Raw genomic sequence first — 19803 nt, forward strand, 5'->3', positions numbered from 1 at the left:
GGGGAGCCGGGGGAACCCGGTGAGCCGGGAGAGCCTGGTGAGCCGGGCAACCCGGGGGAGCCCGGCAACCCGGGTGAGCCCGGTGAGCCCGGAAATCCGGGAGAGCCCGGTGAGCCCGGCAACCCGGGTAACCCCGGGGAGCCCGGCAACCCCGGAGAGCCGGGTAACCCGGGTAATCCGGGCGAGCCCGGTACGCCTGGCAACCCCGGTACCCCGGAGACCCCCTCCACCGGCAACCAGCCGGGCCCGCAGGGCGACGCGCAGCTCGCCGAGACCGGCAGCGAGCTGCCGCTGGGTCTGGCGCTGCCGGCCGGCGCGGGTGCGCTGCTCGCCGGCGGCATCCTGTACCGCAGGGCGCGCGCCGCGGCGTGATCTCGGACACACGGAGCGGACCCCGCGACCGACGCGGGGTCCGCTCCGCCTGATGACTCCGGTCGGGCGCGCCCAGCTCACCAGGTGGCGCGCACCTGGCGGATGATCCGCCGCCGCAGCCGCACCCTGCGGCTGCCGTCACGCATCAGCGTCAGGCGGTACAACTCCCAGTGACCGTACTCGGCATGGTCCGTCAGCAGACGCGCCGTCTCCTTGCGGGTGACCCCGCGCGGTACGTACACGTCGACAAATTCGTATTCCGGCATCGCATCTATTGTGCGGGCCGGGCCCCGGTACGGATAGCGTCTGCACTATGTCTGATGCTGCGCAGCCCACCGCTGCCGAGGTACGTGCCGCCGCCGAGGCGGTGAAGACCGCGCTCGACCGCCACCTGGCCGCGGTCGAGAGCCGGTCGGGGGACGACGACCCGGCCGTCTACGAGGCCTTCAACCAGCTGGCCGCGGCCGCGGAGACGTACGACGAACTGCTCTACGACCGCTACGACGAGGTCACGCCCTTCGAGATCCCCAGCGCCGAGGAGGCGCTGCCGCCGTACGCCGGCCCCGAGGAACCGAACGCGCTCAGCGTCCTGATCCGCCGCGACTACGCCGTCGCCGAGCCGCAGCGGCTGCTGGCGCACGCCCAGCGGATCGAGGAGGCGGACGACGAGAGTTCGGAGGCCTCGGGCACCGTCCACGGTGCGCTGGGCCTGCTGTTCGGGGAGTACGAACCGGACGAGATCGCCTCCCGGCACAAGGAGTTCGGTCTGGAGGAGGGCGACTCCACGCTCTGGGTGACGGCGTCGGACGAGATCCCGGATCCCGGCGAGTGGCTCGAGGCGCCCTTCGAGCAGGTGGACCCCGAGGCCGTGGTGTGCCGCTTCGACGTCAGCGCCGTCTTCGACGACGACGAGGAGGACGACGAGGACGACGGGCTGGAGACGGCCCTGGACCCCGACGCGGACGAGGACCTGGAACCGCTCGACGCGGACCGCTGACCGCACCGACGGCGGCGCCCCCTCAGGGGGCGCCGCCGTCGGTGCGCACACGGGTGTCGTCCGGCCTTTCACCGCCCGGTGAGCCACGAGGAAGTCGGTGATGCCGCACACCGTCCGCACCTCGGGGCGCCCCCAGCCCCGCCGACCTGGCGGCGCTTTGGCGCGGGCGCCTGTGCGCCGGACGGCGAAGCGATCGCCGTCCGGCCCGCTGGGCCCCGTGCAGCGAGCCGCCGAGAAAGCCGCGGCCCGCCGTGAACCGTGCGCAGCCGCGTGACCCCGCCGCGCCTCAGCCGCCGTCCGCGGCCACGCTCACCGCCGCGTCCCCGCGAACCCCCCGCGCCCCTCCGGGGCCTACTCCTCCGCGGGCAACTGCGGCGCCAGCAGGACCGGCAGGCGGGTCGTGCGGGGCTTTGCCAGGACTTCGGACACCGCTCGGGGGAGGGCCTGGTCCACGCCGTGGACCACCGACAGGTGGCGGTCGGCGCGGCTGAAGGCCGTGTAGATCCAGGGGCGGCTCAGCGCGGGGACCGCGTCGCCGGGGAGGACCACGACCGCCGCCGGCCAACGGCAGCCCACCGCCTGGTGCGCGGTCAGCGCCCACCCGTGCCGGACCGACTGCTCCACGCGGTCCCGCGGCACGACGACCGTCTCGCCCGCGCAGTCCAGGCGCAGGCCCTCGCCGTCCGCCCCGGTCACGCGGCCCGGCAGAGTGCGGCCAGGGGCGGGGGAGTGGGCCACCCGGTCGCCGGGGTCGAAGCCGCCGAAGCGGCCCGGGCCCGGGTTCAGCCGCTCCTTCAGCGCCGCGTTCAGCACGCGCGTCCCCACCGCGCCGCCGTGGCCCGGGGTGATCACCTGGGTCTCCTCGGCCGGCACCCCGATGGCGCGCGGCACCGAGTCCGCCACCAGCTGCACGGTCCGGTGCACCGCCTCTCCCGCGTCCCGCACGGGCACGATGACGACCTCCTTGTCGGGGGCCTCCACCTGGAGCAGCTCGCCGACGCCGATCCCCGAGACCAGCTCGCCCAGCGGCCCCGGGTCCGGACGCCGGGAGGCGACCTGCGGACAGGCCCGCGCCGCCGCCAGATCCGCGAACACCCGCCCGGGACCCACCGACCAGAGCACCGCGGGGTCGCCGGACAGCGCCATCCGCGCCCCGTCCGGCAAAGACTCCGTGAGCAGCGCGGCGGTCTCCACGTCGAGCTGGGGCGCGTCCAGCACCACCAGCACGTCGAGGGCCAGCGCGCCCTCCGGGTCCCGCCCGGGTCCCTCGGCGCCGGACAGCAGGCCGGCGACCGTGGCGACGCCGGGGCCGTCGACGCGGGACGCGAACCGCTGCCGCCCGACCGGGCTGTGCGTGGCGGCCCAGGCGCGCAGCCCCATGCCGTGCGCCGCGGCCAGCAGCGCCGCCGGCTCGGCGAGCGCGGCCTCCCCGCCGGTGTGCAGCACCAGCCCGTGCCCCGAGGCGGCGCGGATCAGGTCGGCCGCGGAGCCCTCCGCCGCGGCGGCCGCCCGCTCCCACTCCTCGGCCGCGCCGTCCTGCTTGGGCGCCGAGTTGATCAGCCGGGCCAGGCCGTCGGCGAGGCTCTCCTCGGCGAGGGCGCAGCGCTCGAGGCCGACCAGCACCCGGACGGGCTGCTCCTCGTCCTCCCCGACCGGCTCGCCGATCGCGTCCTGGAAGACGAGCACGTCCCCCTCGGCGATGGCGTCGCGGACCGCGTCCTCGGGTGCGGGGACGCCCTGGCGGCCCAGCGCCTCGGTGAGCGCGGCCATCTCCAGCACCGTGTGCCCGGCGGGCGCGGCCTGCTCCAGCAGCCAGACGGTCAGCGCGCGGCCCCGCCGCTCGTCGCCGGGCCCGGCCTCGCCGCCGAGCAGCGCGCGGGCGAACCCGTCCGCCTGCTCGGGCCGGACGCCCGGGACCCGCAGAAGCTGCCAGGGGTCCTCCCGCAGCAGGTCCGCGGCGGCCTCTCCGAGGGCCGCGGCGGCCGGCGCGGCGAGCGTGCCGGGGGCACCGCCTCGCGTGAGCACCTCCCGCACCGCGCCCACCGTGCCCTCGGCGGGCGCGGCCGGCCCGTCGGGGACCACCGGGGCGCGCCGCACCGGCTCGGGCGCGGGGCGCCGCGGCGCGGGACGCGCCTCCTCGAAGACGGTCGCCGGCGGCTTCTCCCCGCTCTCCACGGCCCGTACGGCGGCGAGCAGTTCGGCCGCCGTGCCGCTCAGCTTGGCGCCGGCCGCGATCGGGCCCTGCCGCTCCGCCTTGCGCCGCTCGATCCGTTCCCGCTCCAGGCGCTGCGCGGCCAGCTCCGCCTCGGCCTCGGACACCTGCGCGCCCTCGGCGGGCGTGCCGTCGTCCGCGCTCCTCGGCTCCTCAGGGGTCTCCGGCGTGCTCACAGCGTGCTCCAGTCGTGATCGGGATAGCGGTGCACCGGAGCCGACACGTCGTCGAGCGCCCGGCAGATCTCGTCAGGAAGACTAAGCGTCTCCACTGACAACGCCGCCGTGAGCTGCTGCGCCGTGCGTGCGCCGACGATGGGCGCGGTCACCCCGGGCCGGTCGCGGACCCAGGCGAGCGCCACCTGGAGCGCGGTCACCGCGAGCCCGTCCGCCGCGGTCGTCACCGCGTCCACGATCCGGCTCGCGGTGTCGTCCAGGTACGGGGCGACGAACGGCGCCAGATGCTCCGAGGCGCCGCGTGAGTCCGCGGGGGTGGCGTCCCCGCGGTACTTGCCGGTGAGCACGCCCCGCCCGAGCGGGGAGGACGGCAGCATGCCGATGCCGAGGTCGATCGCGGCGGGCAGCACCTCCCGCTCCACCCCGCGCTGCAGCAGCGAGTACTCCATCTGGGTGCTCGCCAGGCGGGTGCGCGCGCCCGGCGCGGCGAGCTGCCAGGTCGCGGCCTTGGCGAGCTGCCAGCCGCAGAAGTTGGACACGCCCGCGTACCGCGCGCGTCCGCTGGCGACGGCGATGTCCAGCGCCTGGAGCGTCTCCTCCAGCGGGGTGGCCGGATCGTAGGCGTGGACGTGCCACACGTCGACGTGGTCGGTGCCGAGGCGGGCCAGCGAGGCGTCCAGGGCGGACAGCAGATGGCCGCGCGAGCCGTCGAACCGGCGGTCCGGGTCGGGCACGCTGCCGGCCTTGGTGGAGATCACCAGGTCCCGGCGCGGCACCAGCCCGTCCATCAGCCGCCCGAGCAGGTACTCGGCCTCCCCGTCGCCGTACACGTCGGCCGTGTCGACGAGCGTCCCGCCCGCGTCCCAGAACGTCTTCAAGAGCTCTGCCGCGTCGTGCTCGTCGGTGTCGCGGCCCCAGGTGAGGGTCCCGAGCCCGATCCGGGACACACGCAGGCCGGTACGGCCGAGATGCCTCTGCTCCATGAACGCCGAGATTACTGGCCGGAGCTGCGCCTGTGGGGGCCTGTGGACAACCGTTTTCCGGGCGGCGTGCGCCCGCCCCGGGGACCCTCTGTCCGCGCCGCCGGCCTTCCGCGCCCCTGCTCCGCGGACGCGGGAGGTATAAGGTCTCCGTACGTCACGTTACTGATCGGTAAGGTAAGGGGAGAGGCCATGCAGCTAGGGATCAACCTCGGCTACTGGGGCGCCGGAATGGACGCGGACAACCTCGCCGTGGCCCAGGAGGCGGACCGCCTCGGATACGCGGTCTGCTGGGCCGCCGAGGCCTACGGCTCCGACGCCGCCACCGTCCTCGCCTTCGTCGCCGCCCGCACCGAGCGCATCGACGTCGGCTCCGCCATCTTCCAGATCCCGGCCCGCCAGCCCGCCATGACCGCGATGACCGCGGCCACCCTCGACTCGCTGTCCGAGGGCCGCTTCCGCCTCGGCCTCGGCGTCTCCGGCCCCCAGGTCTCCGAGGGCTGGTACGGCGTCAAGTTCGACAAGCCGCTGGCCCGCACCCGCGAGTACGTCGAGATCATCCGCAAGGCGATGACCCGCGAGCGCCTCTCCTACGAGGGCGAGCACTGGACCCTGCCCCTCCCCGGCGGCCCGGGCAAGCCCCTCAAGCTCACCGTGCATCCGCAGCGCGAGCACATCCCGCTCTACGTGGCCGCGATCGGCCCGAAGAACCTCGAGCAGACCGGTGAGATCGCCGACGGCGCCCTGCTGATCTTCCCGTCCGCCGAGCACCTCGAGGACACCGCCGTCCGTCACCTGCGCGCGGGCCGCGAGAAGGCCGGCAAGACCCTCGAAGGGTTCGACATCTGCCCGACCGTCCCGCTCGCCCTGGGCGACGACAAGGACGTGGCCGCCCTCGCCGACACCTTCCGCCCCTACACGGCGCTCTACGTCGGCGGCATGGGCAGCCGCAAGCAGAACTTCTACAACCAGCTCGCCCAGCGCATGGGCTACGAGCGGGAGGCCGCCGAGATCCAGGACAAGTACCTGTCCGGCGACAAGCAGGGCGCCGCCGCCGCCGTCCCGCACGAGCTGATCGACCGCACCACCCTGCTCGGCTCGGTCGACCGCATCGCCGACGGCATGAAGGCCTACGCGGCCGCCGGGGTCACCACCCTCACCCTCGCCCCGGCCGGCTTCACCCTCGACGAGCGGCTGGCCTCGCTGCGTGCCGGCGTCGAGGCCCTGGAGCGCGCGGGCCTGGCCTGACCCGTCCGGCCGCCGCCGCGTCCCCCGCGGCGGCGGCCGGGGCCCGCGGCCGTGGCGGGGGCTCGGGGGTCGACCCCGCCACGGCCGTCACCCACACCAACGCCCGAGACGCGCCGGGGTCACGCGCCCCGCACGCCCCCGCCGTGCCCGCCCGCCGTCCGGCACGTACGCCGATCGGCGCAGTTGTCCGCCGCACCTGTTGCCGCCCCTCCGCCGCCGCACTTGACTCCTTCTTGCGGAGCTGTGGACATGCGGACCGCGGGACTGCGGACGCCGCGGAGAGGTGGGCCCCCATGCTGTCGGCGAAGAGCCTGTTCCAGGAGATCCTCGACAACGACGAGTCCTTCGCGCTGTTCTGCTCGATCGCGGCCAGCGGGGAGTCCCAGGGCGGCTGGGAGAACGCCCGCATCGCGGCGCTCGTGCCCGACACGCAGCGGGACCTCGCACCCAAGATCACCCGGCACGGCGCCGACGAGGACAAGCACGGCCGGATCTTCAACGCCCTGCTGAAGAAGCGCGGTCTGGAGCCCGTCCCGGTGCCCCCGGAGACCGACTACACGATGCTGCTGGAACGCAACGGCATCGGCCTGGCCCACGACAAGCTCGAGCGCGACGAGCCGCTCACCGTCCAGGACATCGTCACCTACCTCGCCCACAGCCGGGTCACCGAACAGCGCGCCTCCGAGCAGATGCAGCTGCTGCGCAAGCACTTCGCCGACCACCCCGACCTCGGCCGCGCGGTGAAGATGATCTCCAACGACGAGGACAACCACCTCGCCTACTGCCACGAGGAACTGCTGCGCTTCGCCTACGCCGGACACGGCCGCGCCATCCGGCGCACCCTGCGCGAGTGCGCGCTCGCCGAGATCCGCGTCTACCGCGACGTCAGCCTCGCCGTGATGGCCCACATGGGCCGCATCCTGGGCTGGCCGAAGCCCAAGGCGGCGCTCCTCGCGGCCGGCATCCACGCCGTCTACCTGTACGAACGCCTCGGCGGCCGGCGCCGTATGGTCTCGCTGCGGATGCCGGAGCGGCGCGACGCGCTCGGCGGCCCCGCGACCCCGGAACCGGAAGCGGCCTGACCGCCGCCATTACAGGGACCCCGCCTACAGCCACCCCCGGCGCTTGAACGTGCGGAACAACCCCACCTCCAGCGCCGCCATCAGCGCGATCACCACCGGGTACGACCACGTCCAGTGCAGCTCGGGCATGTGCTCGAAGTTCATGCCGTAGATCCCCGCGATCATCGTGGGGACCACGGCCATCGCCGCCCACGCGGAGATCTTGCGCATGTCGTCGTTCTGCTGGACGCCGACCTGCGCCAGATGCGCCGACAGCACGTCCGACACCAGCCGGTCCAGGCCCTCCACCGACTCGTTGACCCGGGTGAGGTGGTCGTGGACGTCACGGAAGTACGGCCGCGCCTTCTCCTCCACGAACGGCACCCGCGACCCCTGCGTGCCCACCCCGGCCAGCCGGGCCATGGGCGCGGCCAGCGGCACGGTCGCCCGGCGGAACTCCAGGATCTGCCGCTTGAAGCCGTAGATCCGGGACGCGGTGTGCTTCGAGCCGCCCGCGTCGGGGGTGAAGACCACCGTCTCCAGCTCCTCCAGGTCGGTCTGGAGCTCGGTCGCCACCTCCAGGTAGTGGTCGACCACGGCGTCGGCGACCGCGTACAGCACCGCCGTCGCCCCCTCCCGCAGGAGCTCCGGCTCCCGCTCCAGCCGGTCCCGCACCGAGTCCAGCGGCGCGCCCTCCCCGTGCCGTACGCTCACCGCGAACGAGTCGCCGAGGAAGATCATGATCTCGCCGGACGAGACGGTGTCGCTGTCCGGCTCGTACGTCACCGGCTTGAGGACCACGAAGAGCGAGTCGTCGTACACCTCCAGCTTGGGCCGCTGGTGCGCCTTGAGGGCGTCCTCAACCGCCAGCGGATGCAGCGCGAACTCCCGCGCGACCAGGTCGAACTCCTCCGCCGTCGGCTCGTGCAGCCCGATCCAGACGAAGCCTCCCGCCGACCGCGCCTCGTCCAGCGCGTCGGAGAAGTCCTGGGGACCCTCCGAGCGGTGTCCCTCCCGGTAGACGCCACAGTCGACGATCACGCTCCGTGTCCTCCCGTCCCGGCAGCCGGTCTGCCGTCCCGTTCCCGTTCCCCCGTCGTTCACACGCCCAGGGCCCCGCGTACGCCCCTGCGCCTACGCTGGTCGCCATGCCCACGTTGCTCCTGGTCCGGCACGGACGATCCACCGCCAACACCGAGGGACTGCTCGCCGGCTGGACGCCCGGCGTGCACCTCGACGACCGAGGGACCGCGCAGGCCGCCGACCTGCCCGGACGGCTCGCCGCGCTGCCGCTGGCCGAGGTCGTCACCAGCCCGCTCGACCGCTGCCGGGAGACCGTCGCCCCGCTGCTCCAGGCCCGCCCCGGCCTCACCCACCACACCGACGAACGCATCGGCGAGTGCCACTACGGCGACTGGACCGGACGCAAGCTCGCCGAGCTCAAGGACGAGCCGCTCATGGAGGTCGTACAGGCGCACCCCTCGGCCGCGGCCTTCCCCGGCGGGGAGTCCATGCGCGCCATGCAGACGCGCGCCGCCGAGGCCGTACGCGAATGGAACGCGCGCGTGGAGCGCGACCACGGACCCGACGCCGTGTACCTGATGTGCTCGCACGGCGACATCATCAAGTCCCTGGTGGCTGAGGCCCTCGGACTTCATCTCGACCTCTTCCAGCGGATCTCCGTCGAACCGTGCTCCGTCACCGCCATCCGCTACACCCGGCTGCGCCCCTTCCTCGTCAGGCTCGGCGACACCGGCGACCTCGCGTCCCTGGCGCCGCGCGAGGAGCCGCCCGCCGGCGACGCCACGGTGGGGGGCGACGCGGGCGCACCGTGATCGTTCCCCGCAGTAGGGTGAAGCGACCGCGCATGCGCGTTCCGACCCGCCCCTCGCCCGATCCCCGACTTCCCATGGAGACAGGACGTGTCCCGTCAGGTGTTCCTCTACGACCAACCGGAACGTTTCGTGGCCGGCACGGTCGGACTGCCAGGGCGCCGTACGTTCTTCCTCCAGGCCTCCGCCGGCTCCCGGGTGACCAGCGTGGCCCTGGAGAAGACCCAGGTCGCGGCGCTCGCCGAACGGATGGACGAACTGCTCGACGAGGTGGTGCGCCGCAGCGGCGGCAGCGCCGCGGTGCCCGCGATGGCGCCCACCGAGATCACCGACACCGCCCCGCTGGACACCCCCGTCGAGGAGGAGTTCCGCGTCGGCACCATGGCGCTCGCCTGGGACGGCGAGGAGCAGCGCATGATCGTGGAGGCGCAGGCCCTCGTCGAACTGGACGCCGAGACCGACGAGGACCTCGCCGAGGCGGAGGAGCGGCTCCTCCAGGACGAGGAGAACGGCCCCCCGATGCTGCGCGTCCGGCTCACCGGGGCGCAGGCGCGGGCCTTCGCCAAGCGCGCCCTGGACGTCGTCAACGCGGGCCGGCCGCCGTGCCCGCTGTGCAGTCTCCCGCTCGACCCGGAAGGACACGTATGTCCGCGCCAGAACGGATACCGCCGCGGAGCGTGACCGCCACCGACCCGGCCGCCGCCGAACTGCTCGCCCGCGGCGAGCTGACCGTGCGCGGACGCATCCGTGAGGCGTCGAACGCCGCGCTGTACTGCACCGTCACGTACCAGGACCGCGAGGCCGCCTGCGTCTACAAGCCCGTCGCGGGGGAGCGGCCCCTGTGGGACTTCCCCGACGGCACCCTGGCCGGCCGCGAGGCCGCCGCGTACGAGGTGTCCCGGGCGACCGGCTGGGACCTGGTGCCGCCCACCGTGCTGCGCGACGGCCCGTACGGCGAGGGCATGTGCCAGCTGTGGATCGAGACCGGGCCCGGCGCCGAACTGCTCGCCCTGGTGGACGGCGAGGAGCCCGGGCCCGGGTGGAAGGCGATCGGCCTCGCCGAGGTCGGCGAGGGCCGCACCGCGCTGCTCGTGCACGCCGACGACGAGCGCCTGCGCCGCCTGTCCGTGCTCGACGCGGTGATCAACAACGCCGACCGCAAGGGCGGCCACCTGCTGCCCACGGCGGACGGCCGGCTCTACGGCATCGACCACGGCGTCACCTTCAACACCGAGAACAAGCTGCGCACCCTGCTGTGGGGCTGGGCGGGGGAGCCGCTGCCCGAGGAGGCCCTGGACGTCCTCGCGGCCCTCAGGGACGCCCTCGCCGCCTCAGGGCCGCTCTCCGCCGCCCTCACCCCGCTGATCACCCCCGCCGAGATCGACGCCACCCGCGCCCGCGTCGACTCCCTGCTCGCCGCCCGCACCCACCCGGAACCGGGCACCGACTGGCCGGCCATCCCCTGGCCCCCGGTCTGACCGTCACGGACGGCGGTGAGGCACACGGGGCGGCGAGACGCAAGAACGCCGTCCCGGCCATCCGGCCCGTTCCGGTTCGTATCCGGAACTCGGGTCCGGTTAGGCTCATGACATGCATGCCTGGCCCGCTTCCGAAGTCCCCGCCCTGCCCGGTCAGGGCCGCGACCTGAGGATCCACGACACCGCGACCGGCGGTCCGGTCACCCTCGACCCCGGTCCCGTCGCCCGTCTCTACGTCTGCGGCATCACGCCCTACGACGCCACCCACATCGGACACGCGGCGACCTACAACGCCTTCGACCTCGTGCAGCGCGTGTGGCTCGACAACAAGCGGCAGGTTCACTACGTCCAGAACGTCACCGACGTCGACGACCCGCTGCTGGAGCGGGCCGAGCGCGACGGCGTCGACTGGACCGCGCTCGCCGAGCAGGAGACCGCCCTGTTCCGCGAGGACATGACGGCCCTGCGGATGCTGCCGCCCCGGCACTACATAGGCGCCGTCGAGGCCATACCCGGCATCGTCCCGATCGTCGAGCGGCTGCGCGAACTCGGCGCCACCTACGAGATCGACGGCGACATCTACTTCTCCGTCGAGTCCGACCGGCACTTCGGCGAGGTCTCGCGCCTCGACGCGGCCACCATGCGGATGCTGTCCGCCGAACGCGGCGGCGACCCGGACCGCCCGGGCAAGAAGAACCCCGTCGACCCCATGCTGTGGATGGCCGCCCGCGACGGCGAGCCGAGCTGGGACGGCGGCTCCCTCGGCCGGGGCCGCCCCGGCTGGCACATCGAGTGCGTGGCCATCGCCCTCGACCACCTCGGGATGACCTTCGACATCCAGGGCGGCGGCTCCGACCTGGTCTTCCCGCACCACGAGATGGGCGCCTCGCACGCCCAGGTGCTCACCGGCGAACACCCGATGGCCAAGGCCTACGTGCACGCCGGCATGGTCGCCCTGCACGGCGAGAAGATGTCCAAGTCCAAGGGCAACCTGGTCTTCGTCTCCCAGCTGCGGCGCGACGGCGTCGACCCGGCGGCGATCCGCCTGGCGCTGCTCGCCCACCACTACCGCTCCGACTGGGAGTGGACCGACCAGGTCCTCCAGGACGCCGTGACCCGCCTGGAGCACTGGCGCGCCGCGGTCTCCCGCCCCGACGGCCCGCCCGCCGAGGCGCTTGTCGAGGAGATCCGCGACGCCCTCGCGGACGACCTCAACGCCCCGGCCGCGCTCGCCGCCGTCGACCGCTGGACGGTCCTCCAGGAGCAGCAGGGCGGCACCGACCCCGGCGCCCCCGGCATCGTCTCCCGCGCCGTGGACGCATTGCTGGGAGTCGCCCTCTAGGAAAACGCCCCGAAGGGGCGCGGAGAACTGCGCGACCAGCCACAACGGCGCCGCACCCGCAGCGCCATGCAAAAAGACGAGGGGCCCGCTCGTGAGAACGGGCCCCTCGTCATGTCACGTCACTCCTCGGACGACTCGTCGCCGTCCTGCTCCGCGTCCTTGCGCGGCGGCTTGGACGGCCGGGACCGCCCACCGGGCCCGTCCCGCCGGTACGACGGCCCACCGTCGGACCCCTCCGCGGTCGCGTGACCCCCGGGTGGGCCCGATGACCCGTCCCGCCGCCGCAGATACCGCTCGAACTCGCGCGCGATCGCCTCACCGGACGCCTCCGGCAGCTCGGCGGTGTCCCGCGCCTCCTCCAGCGTCTGCACGTACTCGGCGACCTCGCTGTCCTCCGCGGCCAGCTGGTCCACGCCCACCTGCCAGGCGCGCGCGTCCTCGGGCAGCTCGCCCAGCGGGATCCGCACGTCGATCAGGTCCTCGAGCCGGTTCAGCAGGGCCAGCGTGGCCTTCGGGTTGGGCGGCTGCGACACGTAGTGCGGGACCGCCGCCCACAGCGACACCGCCGGGACGCCCGCGTGCGTGCACGCCTCCTGGAGGATGCCGACGATGCCCGTGGGGCCCTCGTACTTGGTCTCCTCGAGGTCCATGCGGCGGGCCAGGTCCGGATCGGACGTGGTCCCGCTGATCGGGACCGGACGGGTGTGCGGGGTGTCGCCGAGCAGCGCGCCCAGCACCACCACCAGCTCCACACCCAGCTCGTGCGCGAAGCCGAGGATCTCGTTGCAGAACGAGCGCCAGCGCATGGACGGCTCGATGCCGCGCACCAGCACCAGGTCGCGCGGCTTCTCACCGCCCACCCGCACCACCGACAGCCGCGTCGTCGGCCAGGTGATCTTCCGCACGCCGTTCTCCAGGAACACCGTGGGGCGGTTGACCTGGAAGTCGTAGTAGTCCTCGGCGTCCAGCGCCGCGAACACCTCGCCCTTCCACTCCCGGTCCAGATGCGCGACCGCGGTGGAGGCGGCGTCACCGGCGTCGTTCCAGCCCTCGAACGCGGCCACCATGACCGGGTCGATCAGCTCGGGAACCCCCTCGAGCTCGATCACCCAGCGCCTCCTTCCGACGTGCCCTCGTGTACGCACCAACCTTACGGCGTGTCCGCGGGGGCGCCCGCAGCTCCCCGCACAAGGGGAGTGCCCCATCACTGCCCCGCACGGCGCCGGGAAACACCCGCACGGCCGACCCCGGAACGCGGTGAGGGGCGGCCCCGTCGGCCCGGGCCGCCCCTCACCGCACGCCGGCTCCCGTGCGGGGGAGCCGGCGCGCGCTCGGTCACTTCTTGTCGAGCAGCTCCTGCACGTCCGCCCGGACCTCGTCCGTGGCCAGGCCGCGGATGGTCAGGGTGGTGCGGCGGCGCAGCACGTCGTCCGCCGTCTCGGCCCACTCGTGGTCCCGGGCCCACACGACCTGCGCCCAGATCTCCGGGGCGTCCGGGTGGACCCGGCGGGCCAGCGCCGGGTCCTCGTTCGCCAGGCGGGCGATGTCGAAGGCCAGCGACCCGTAGTGGGTGGCCAGGTGGCGGGCGGTGTCGGCCGCCATGCGCGGGCCGGGCGCCGGGCCGTCCACCAGCAGGCGGTGGGCGACGGCGCGCGGGTTGGCCACGCCCGGCAGCGGCAGCTTCTTCGGCAGCGCGCCGACCGGCTCGAAGTCCTCGCCCAGCGGGTGCCCGGGCAGCTCCTGGAGCTTGCGCATCACCGTGCGGCCGATGTGGCGGAACGTCGTCCACTTGCCGCCCGCCACGGACAGCATCCCGCCCCGGCCCTCGGTGACCACCGTCTCCCGCTTCGCCTTGGCCGTGTCGCCGGGACCGCCCGGCAGCACCCGCAGACCGGCGAAGGAGTACGTGATCAGATCACGGTCGAGCTGCTGGTCGCGGATGGAGAACGCGGCCTCGTCGAGTATCTGCGCGATGTCCTTCTCGTTGACCGCGACGTCCGCCGGGTCGCCCTCGTACTCCTCGTCGGTGGTGCCGAGCAGCAGCATGTCCTCCCAGGGGAGGGCGAACGTGATGCGGTACTTGTCGATCGGCGTGGCCAGCGCGGCCTTCCACGGGGCGGTCCGCTTCAGGACCAGGTGCGCGCCCTTCGACAGCCGGATCGACGGGGCGGCGTCCGGGTCCTCCATGCGGCGCAGGTGGTCCACCCAGGGGCCGGTCGCGTTGAGCACCAGCCGGGCGTTCACGCCGAACTCGTCGCCGGAGAGCCGGTCCCGCAGCTCCGCGCCGGTGACCCGGCCCTTGGTGAAGCGCAGGCCCGTCACCTCGGCGTGGTTGAGGACGACCGCGCCCGACTCGGCGGCCGCGCGGACCGTCATCAGCGCCATGCGCGCGTCGTTCATCTGGTCGTCGCCGTACACGGCCACGGCCTTGAGGTTCTCGGTGCGCAGCTCCGGCACGTCCAGCGCGGCCTTCGCCGGCGACAGCAGGTGCCCGACGCCGTCGCCGAAGGCCGACAGCGCCGAGTAGGCGAACACACCGGCCCCGAGCTTCGCCGCGCCGTGCGGCCCGCCCTTGTACACGGGGAGGTAGAACGTGAGCGGGTTCGCCAGGTGGGGGGCCACCTGGCGGGAGACCGCACGGCGCTCGAAGTGGTTCTCCGCCACCAGCTTCACCGCGCCGGTCTGCAGGTAGCGCAAACCCCCGTGGAGCAGCTTGGAGGAGGCGGAGGAGGTGGCTCCGGCGAAGTCACCGGCGTCCACCAGAGCCACCCTGAGACCGGACTGCGCGGCGTGCCAGGCGGTGGAGATGCCCAGGATGCCGCCGCCGATGACGAGGAGGTCGTACGACGCCTTGGAGAGCTGCTCCCGGGTCTCGGCTCGGCTCGGGTTCGGGCCGGACGCCGGGTGCGTCCCCAGGGCAGGTACGGACTGCAGGGTGGCTTGGGTGGTCATGGCGGTTCTACTCCTCGTCCTCGAGCCAGCCCATGGTCCGCTCGACGGCCTTGAGCCAGCTCTTGTACTCACGGTCGCGGGTGTCCGCGTCCATGCGGGGGGTCCACTCGGCGGCCCGTCGCCAGTTGGCGCGCAGGTCGTCGGTGCTGTTCCAGAAGCCGACGGCCAGGCCGGCGGCGTAGGCGGCGCCGAGGCAGGTGGTCTCGGCGACCATCGGGCGCACCACGGGGGCGTCCAGGAAGTCGGAGAGCGTCTGCATCAGCAGGTTGTTGGAGGTCATGCCGCCGTCGACCTTGAGGGCGGTGAGCTCCACGCCGGAGTCCTTCGTCATGGCGTCGGCGATCTCCCGCGTCTGCCAGGCGGTGGCCTCCAGGACGGCGCGCGCGAGGTGCGCCTTGGTGACGTACCGGGTGAGGCCGGCGATCACACCGCGGGCGTCGGAGCGCCAGTACGGGGCGAACAGGCCGGAGAAGGCCGGCACGAAGTAGGCGCCGCCGTTGTCCTCGACGGACAGCGCCAGGGTCTCGATCTCGGCGGCGGTGGAGATCAGGCCCATCTGGTCGCGCATCCACTGCACCAGCGAACCGGTGACGGCGATCGAGCCCTCCAGGGCGTAGACCGGCTTCTGGTCGCCGATCTGGTAGCCGACCGTGGTCAGCAGGCCGCTGTAGGAGTTGATGATCTTGTCGCCGGTGTTCATCACCATGAAGGTGCCGGTGCCGTAGGTCGACTTGGTCTCGCCCTCGGCGAAGCAGGTCTGGCCGAACAGCGCCGCCTGCTGGTCGCCGAGCGCCGAGGCGACCGGGATGCCGCCGAGCAGGTCGCCCAGCTTGCCGCCCTTGATCTCGCCGTAGACCTCGGCGGAGGAGCGGATCTCCGGCAGCATCGGCGTCGGGACGCCGATCGACTCGGCGATCTTCTCGTCCCACTGCATGGTGTGCAGGTTCATCAGCATGGTGCGGGAGGCGTTGGTGACGTCGGTGACGTGCCGGCCGCCGTCCGTTCCGCCCGTAAGGTTCCAGATGACCCATGTGTCCATGGTGCCGAAAAGAATGTCGCCCGCCTCCGCACGCTCCTTCAGACCCTCGACGTTGTCGAGCAGCCAGCGCGCCTTGGGACCGGCGAAATACGAGGCGAGGGGCAGGCCGGTCTCGCGGCGGAAGCGGTCCTGGCCGACGTTGCGGCCCAGCTCACGGCAGAGGGCGTCGGTGCGGGTGTCCTGCCAGACGATCGCGTTGTGGACCGGCTCACCGGTGTTCTTGTCCCACAGCACGGTGGTCTCGCGCTGGTTGGTGATGCCGATGGCCTTGATGTCGTCCCGGGTGATGCCGGCCTTGGCGACGGCGCCGGCGACCACCTCCTGGACGTTCGCCCAGATCTCGGTGGCGTCGTGCTCCACCCAGCCGGGCTTGGGGAAGATCTGCTCGTGCTCCTTCTGGTCGACGGAGACGATGCGCCCGTCGCGGTCGAAGACGATGCAGCGGGACGAGGTGGTGCCCTGGTCGATCGCGGCGATGAACGGGCCGGCGGTGTGGGCGTCGGTCACGGTGTGCTCCTGAAGGTTCTCTGGTTACGGGGCGGTGGGTACGGCGCTACTGCAACGATCGCGGTGGAAGCCGGTGAGGTCATCTATGCGAAGGCGACGTTGTAGACGCCGGCCGCGATGGCGCCGCCGATCAGCGGACCGACCACCGGGACCCAGGCGTACGACCAGTCGGAGCCGCCCTTGTTGGGCAGCGGCAGCAGGGCGTGGACGACACGGGGGCCGAGGTCACGGGCGGGGTTGATGGCGTACCCGGTCGGGCCGCCCAGCGACAGGCCGATCGAGACCACCACGAGCGCGGTGATCAGACCGCCCAGCACACCGAGGCCGTTGCCCGCGTCGTTCAGACCCTGGGTCAGGACGGCGAGCAGCAGCACGAAGGTGCCGATGATCTCCGTGGTGAGGTTCTGCACCGTGTTCCGGATCTCCGGACCCGTGGAGAAGATGCCGAGCACCGGGCCGGCGCCCTTCTCCTGCGCCTCGACGGCCTTGGCCGACGTGGTCTGCGCGCCCGGACCGCCGACGATCTCCTTGTCGGTGAGGTGCGCCTGGAACTGGCCGTAGTACGCGAGCCACACCAGCGCGGCGCCGATCATCGCGCCGAGGAACTCTCCGGCGAAGTAGGTCGGTACGTTCGTCCACTCGCCGTCCTTGATGGCGAGGGCGACCGTCACGGCCGGGTTCAGATGGGCGCCGGAGAGCGGCCCCGCTATGTAGACCGCCGTCATGACGGCGAAGCCCCAGCCGAAGGCGATGGCGAGCCAGCCGGCGTTACGGGCCTTGGAGGCCTTGAGCGTCACGGCGGCGCACACACCGCCGCCGAGCAGGATGAGTATGGCGGTACCGATGGTCTCGCCGATGAAGATGTCGGAGCTGGACACCCGCGACTCCTTTGTCCTTCGTCCAGGGATGCCGACCCCCGGGTCCCTCCGGGGATTGGCGCCCTCAGGGGGTGAGAGCGATGCCGGCCCTTGGCGTTGTCCCACTCTAGCGCGTATTGCCGGTAGGTGTTCGACAATGCCGACCGATGGACGGGAGTCTTGCCCGGCACCGGAGATGCGTCAAGAGTCTCGGTTGTCGAAAACGCGATCGTTACTGATCGCCCCGGGCAGCCTTGCGACACGGGCCCACCACAGGCGCCCTGAAGGGGCGCGGGGAACTGCGCGACCAGCCACGGCTTGCCTGCACCCGGCGCGCAACAGTGCCCGGTACCCCGGTGGCCGTACGGATGTGAGGCGCAGGCCTGCTGGAGGGTGCCGCCTGCGCCCACCCGTGCCGCCCCAAGCGGCACGACTGCCCGCAGCCGGCGGCGCCTTCAGGGGCGCGGGGAACTGCGCGACCGGCCACGACGCGGCCGCACCCGGCGTACAAGCGCCCCCGGCGCCCCACTGGCCGTGGCGGCCGCACTAGGTTCCGCTGACTCAGAAGCGTCCCGCGCCCAGATCCCGCGACACCGCCCGCGCACAGTCCCGCACCGCGGCAATCAGCTCGGCCCGCAGCTCGCCGTCCTTCCGCAGCCGCTCCACCGCCCCCGTGATGCCGACCGCCCCGACGGGCATGCGCCGCCGGTCGTGGATGGGCGCGGCGAGGGAGGCCACGCCCTCCCAGGTCTCCTCCACGTCCGCCGCATAGCCCCGCGCGCGCGTGAGATCCAGAATCTGCTCGAACGCCTCGACGTCGCACACCGTGCGGTCGGTGAACGCCTTGCGGTCGGCCTCCAGCGCCTCGCTGTGCGCGACCGGGTCGTACGCCGACAGCACCTTGCCCAGGGCCGTGGAGTGCAGCGGCTGCATGGCGCCGATCTCCAGCACCTGCCGGCTGTCGTCGGGCCGGAAGACGTGGTGCACGATCAGCACGCCCTGCTGGTGCAGCACCCCGAGGTAGACGCTCTCCCCGCTGGAGCGGGCCAGATCGTCCGTCCACACCAGGGCGCGGGCGCGCAGCTCGTGCACGTCCAGATACGTGGTGCCCAGGCGCAGCAGCTCGGCGCCCAGCTGGTAGCGCCCCGACGCCTCGTCCTGCTCGACGAACCCCTCCTGCTGAAGGGTGCGCAGGATGCCGTGGGCGGTGCCCTTGGCGAGGCCCAGCGAGGAGGCGATGTCCGAGAGGCCGAGCCGTCGCTCGCCGCCCGCGAGCAGGCGCAGCATCGCTGCCGCCCGTTCGAGCGACTGGATGTTCCGTGCCATCGCCGTACTGCCTCCGTCCCCTTCGAGCGCCGACGCGCGACGTCGCTGCCGCTGTTCGGCAATGCCGAACACTACCGGTCGATGCCGACCCTCCGCTAATGGTCGGTCGTGATCGGTCGCGTCCGTCCCGCCCCGACCGTCGCCCGTCGGCCATCTTCGTCCGGCCCGTGGACGCCCCCGACGCCAGGGGGCCGTCCCGGATACCCTGACGAGGTGCGCCCTGCCGGGGAAGCTCGAACAGGTGACTTTTCCGGGCAGCCGCAAAGCCGACAGCCGTCGCACCTGAGGGAGCCCCTTACATGGCCTCGTTGCCGCTGACCCCTTCCGCCGACAGCAGGACCCGCGTGTCCGCGCTCCGTGAGGCCCTGGCCACCCGCGTGGTGGTCGCCGACGGAGCGATGGGCACGATGCTCCAGGCCCAGGACCCCACGCTCGAGGACTTCGAGAACCTCGAGGGCTGCAACGAGATCCTGAACCTGACCCGCCCCGACATCGTCCGTTCGGTCCACTCCGAGTACTTCGGCGCGGGCGTCGACTGCGTCGAGACGAACACGTTCGGCGCCAACCTCACCGCATTGGGCGAATACGACATCGCCGAGCGCGTGCTCGAACTGTCCGAGGCGGGCGCCCGTATCGCCCGGGAGACGGCGGACGAGTTCACCGGCCGCGACGGCCGTCCGCGCTGGGTGCTGGGCTCCATGGGCCCGGGCACCAAGCTGCCCACCCTCGGCCACACCACGTTCGGCGCCATCCGCGACGCCTACCAGCAGAACGCGGAGGGCCTGCTCGCCGGCGGCGCCGACGCCCTGCTCGTGGAGACCACGCAGGACCTGCTCCAGACCAAGGCGTCCGTCATCGCCGCCCGCCGCGCCATGCGGGCCGTCGGCCTGGAGGTCCCGCTGATCGTGTCGGTGACGGTGGAGACCACCGGCACGATGCTGCTCGGCTCCGAGATCGGCGCGGCCCTGACCGCGCTGGAGCCGCTGGGTATCGACATGGTCGGCCTGAACTGTGCGACCGGCCCCGCCGAGATGAGCGAGCACCTGCGCTACCTGGCGCGCCACTCCCGCGTCCCCCTGTCGTGCATGCCGAACGCCGGCCTGCCCGAGCTGACCAAGGACGGCGCCCACTACCCGCTGACCCCGCCCGAGCTGGCGGACGCGCAGGAGACGTTCGTGCGGGAGTACGGGCTGTCGCTGGTGGGCGGCTGCTGCGGTACGACGCCGGAGCATCTGCGGCGGCTGGTGGAGCGGGTGCGGGAGCTGGCGCCGGTGGAGCGTGATCCGCGGCCGGAGCCGGGTGCGGCGTCGCTGTACCAGTCGGTGCCGTTCCGGCAGGACACCTCGTATCTGGCGATCGGTGAGCGCACGAACGCCAACGGGTCGAAGAAGTTCCGTGAGGCGATGCTGGAGGGCCGCTGGGAC

Annotated in this window: 17 protein-coding genes and 1 pseudogene; 9 read left to right on the forward strand and 9 right to left on the reverse strand. The window is 73.0% G+C overall.

Annotated features, from left to right (window positions below; genetic code table 11):
• Positions 1–372, forward strand: a pseudogene (locus CCN29_RS05425) (hypothetical protein); the annotation flags it as partial.
• Between the two features lie 77 nt (positions 373–449).
• Here the strand turns inward: CCN29_RS05425 and CCN29_RS05430 are convergent.
• The gene (locus tag CCN29_RS05430; protein WP_006135970.1) at positions 450–638 is read right to left on the reverse strand and encodes a DUF5703 family protein; all 189 of its coding nucleotides are present in this window, start codon (positions 636–638) and stop codon (positions 450–452) included.
• Positions 639–685: 47 nt separating this feature from the next.
• Here CCN29_RS05430 and CCN29_RS05435 point away from each other — a divergent pair, with 47 nt between their 5' ends.
• A complete protein-coding gene (locus CCN29_RS05435) occupies positions 686–1369 on the forward strand; it encodes a hypothetical protein (RefSeq protein ID WP_031024255.1) in 684 nt (227 codons plus the stop codon).
• 351 nt (positions 1370–1720) lie between these two features.
• On the opposite strand, the gene CCN29_RS05440 is transcribed toward CCN29_RS05435, so the two are convergent.
• Together CCN29_RS05440 and CCN29_RS05445 are read right to left on the reverse strand one after the other, a co-directional pair.
• Entirely contained in the window at positions 1721–3757 is a 2037-nt protein-coding gene (locus tag CCN29_RS05440; RefSeq protein WP_086680278.1) for a helix-hairpin-helix domain-containing protein, read from the reverse strand.
• Positions 3754–4740: an aldo/keto reductase gene (locus CCN29_RS05445; protein WP_086680280.1), complete on the reverse strand. Its 987-nt coding sequence runs from the start codon at positions 4738–4740 to the stop codon at positions 3754–3756. The genes CCN29_RS05440 and CCN29_RS05445 overlap by 4 nt, the downstream gene beginning before the upstream one ends.
• 189 nt (positions 4741–4929) lie before the next feature.
• Between CCN29_RS05445 and CCN29_RS05450 the strand changes: the two genes are divergently transcribed.
• Positions 4930–5985, forward strand: coding sequence for an LLM class F420-dependent oxidoreductase (locus CCN29_RS05450; RefSeq protein WP_086680282.1), 1056 nt, complete (start codon positions 4930–4932; stop codon positions 5983–5985).
• A 293-nt stretch (positions 5986–6278) separates the two neighbouring features.
• Entirely contained in the window at positions 6279–7067 is a 789-nt protein-coding gene (locus CCN29_RS05455) for a ferritin-like domain-containing protein (protein ID WP_086680285.1), read from the forward strand.
• A gap of 24 nt (positions 7068–7091) precedes the next feature.
• Here the strand turns inward: CCN29_RS05455 and corA are convergent, their stop codons facing one another.
• Complete coding sequence (corA, locus tag CCN29_RS05460) at positions 7092–8087, reverse strand: magnesium/cobalt transporter CorA (RefSeq protein ID WP_006135340.1); 996 nt, start codon at positions 8085–8087, stop codon at positions 7092–7094.
• 107 nt (positions 8088–8194) lie between these two features.
• On the opposite strand from corA, the gene CCN29_RS05465 reads away from it, so the two are divergent.
• The 4 genes from CCN29_RS05465 (at position 8195) to mshC (ending at position 11698) form a co-directional block, all read left to right on the forward strand.
• Complete coding sequence (locus CCN29_RS05465) at positions 8195–8881, forward strand: histidine phosphatase family protein (protein ID WP_031067210.1); 687 nt, start codon at positions 8195–8197, stop codon at positions 8879–8881.
• 87 nt (positions 8882–8968) lie between these two features.
• On the forward strand, positions 8969–9559 hold the full coding sequence (locus CCN29_RS05470; RefSeq protein WP_006135338.1) for a DUF3090 domain-containing protein: 591 nt from the start codon (positions 8969–8971) through the stop codon (positions 9557–9559).
• Positions 9523–10356 (forward strand): SCO1664 family protein, encoded by an 834-nt coding sequence (locus tag CCN29_RS05475; RefSeq protein ID WP_239011160.1) that lies wholly within the window; start codon positions 9523–9525, stop codon positions 10354–10356. The genes CCN29_RS05470 and CCN29_RS05475 overlap by 37 nt, the downstream gene beginning before the upstream one ends.
• 112 nt (positions 10357–10468) lie before the next feature.
• Positions 10469–11698 carry a cysteine--1-D-myo-inosityl 2-amino-2-deoxy-alpha-D-glucopyranoside ligase gene (mshC, locus tag CCN29_RS05480; RefSeq protein ID WP_031024261.1) on the forward strand — a complete coding sequence of 410 codons (1230 nt, stop codon included), beginning with the start codon at positions 10469–10471 and terminating at the stop codon, positions 11696–11698.
• Positions 11699–11817: 119 nt separating this feature from the next.
• Here mshC and CCN29_RS05485 read toward each other — a convergent pair whose 3' ends face one another.
• The 5 genes from CCN29_RS05485 to CCN29_RS05505 form a co-directional block, all read right to left on the reverse strand.
• Positions 11818–12807, reverse strand: coding sequence for a PAC2 family protein (locus tag CCN29_RS05485; RefSeq protein WP_006135335.1), 990 nt, complete (start codon positions 12805–12807; stop codon positions 11818–11820).
• Between the two features lie 226 nt (positions 12808–13033).
• Positions 13034–14650, reverse strand: a complete 1617-nt coding sequence (locus CCN29_RS05490; protein ID WP_086680289.1) for a glycerol-3-phosphate dehydrogenase/oxidase — start codon at positions 14648–14650, stop codon at positions 13034–13036.
• 7 nt (positions 14651–14657) lie between these two features.
• Positions 14658–16196, reverse strand: a complete 1539-nt coding sequence (gene glpK, locus CCN29_RS05495) for a glycerol kinase GlpK (protein ID WP_031024263.1) — start codon at positions 16194–16196, stop codon at positions 14658–14660.
• An 83-nt stretch (positions 16197–16279) separates the two neighbouring features.
• Positions 16280–17074, reverse strand: a complete 795-nt coding sequence (locus CCN29_RS05500; RefSeq protein ID WP_006135332.1) for an MIP/aquaporin family protein — start codon at positions 17072–17074, stop codon at positions 16280–16282.
• Between the two features lie 540 nt (positions 17075–17614).
• Complete coding sequence (locus CCN29_RS05505) at positions 17615–18379, reverse strand: IclR family transcriptional regulator (protein WP_006135331.1); 765 nt, start codon at positions 18377–18379, stop codon at positions 17615–17617.
• A gap of 299 nt (positions 18380–18678) precedes the next feature.
• Here CCN29_RS05505 and CCN29_RS05510 point away from each other — a divergent pair.
• The coding region (locus tag CCN29_RS05510) for a homocysteine S-methyltransferase family protein (RefSeq protein ID WP_442538244.1) at positions 18679–19803 on the forward strand (1125 nt) is incomplete at its 3' end.

It is taken from the genome of Streptomyces pseudogriseolus, from assembly GCA_002154585.1.
GTDB classification, from domain to species: Bacteria; Actinomycetota; Actinomycetes; order Streptomycetales; family Streptomycetaceae; genus Streptomyces; species Streptomyces pseudogriseolus.

Excerpts from the sequence above, each read along its gene's own strand:
- CCN29_RS05455 (WP_086680285.1), top strand. The coding sequence starts at position 6,279 with ATGCTGTCGGCGAAGAGCCTGTTCCAGGAGATCCTCGACAACGACGAG.
- CCN29_RS05445 (WP_086680280.1), bottom strand. The coding sequence starts at position 4,740 with ATGGAGCAGAGGCATCTCGGCCGTACCGGCCTGCGTGTGTCCCGGATC.
- CCN29_RS05475 (WP_239011160.1), top strand. The coding sequence starts at position 9,523 with ATGTCCGCGCCAGAACGGATACCGCCGCGGAGCGTGACCGCCACCGAC.
- CCN29_RS05435 (WP_031024255.1), top strand. The coding sequence starts at position 686 with ATGTCTGATGCTGCGCAGCCCACCGCTGCCGAGGTACGTGCCGCCGCC.
- CCN29_RS05430 (WP_006135970.1), bottom strand. The coding sequence starts at position 638 with ATGCCGGAATACGAATTTGTCGACGTGTACGTACCGCGCGGGGTCACC.
- mshC (WP_031024261.1), top strand. The coding sequence starts at position 10,469 with ATGCATGCCTGGCCCGCTTCCGAAGTCCCCGCCCTGCCCGGTCAGGGC.
- CCN29_RS05490 (WP_086680289.1), bottom strand. The coding sequence starts at position 14,650 with ATGACCACCCAAGCCACCCTGCAGTCCGTACCTGCCCTGGGGACGCAC.
- CCN29_RS05465 (WP_031067210.1), top strand. The coding sequence starts at position 8,195 with ATGCCCACGTTGCTCCTGGTCCGGCACGGACGATCCACCGCCAACACC.
- CCN29_RS05505 (WP_006135331.1), bottom strand. The coding sequence starts at position 18,379 with ATGGCACGGAACATCCAGTCGCTCGAACGGGCGGCAGCGATGCTGCGC.
- CCN29_RS05450 (WP_086680282.1), top strand. The coding sequence starts at position 4,930 with ATGCAGCTAGGGATCAACCTCGGCTACTGGGGCGCCGGAATGGACGCG.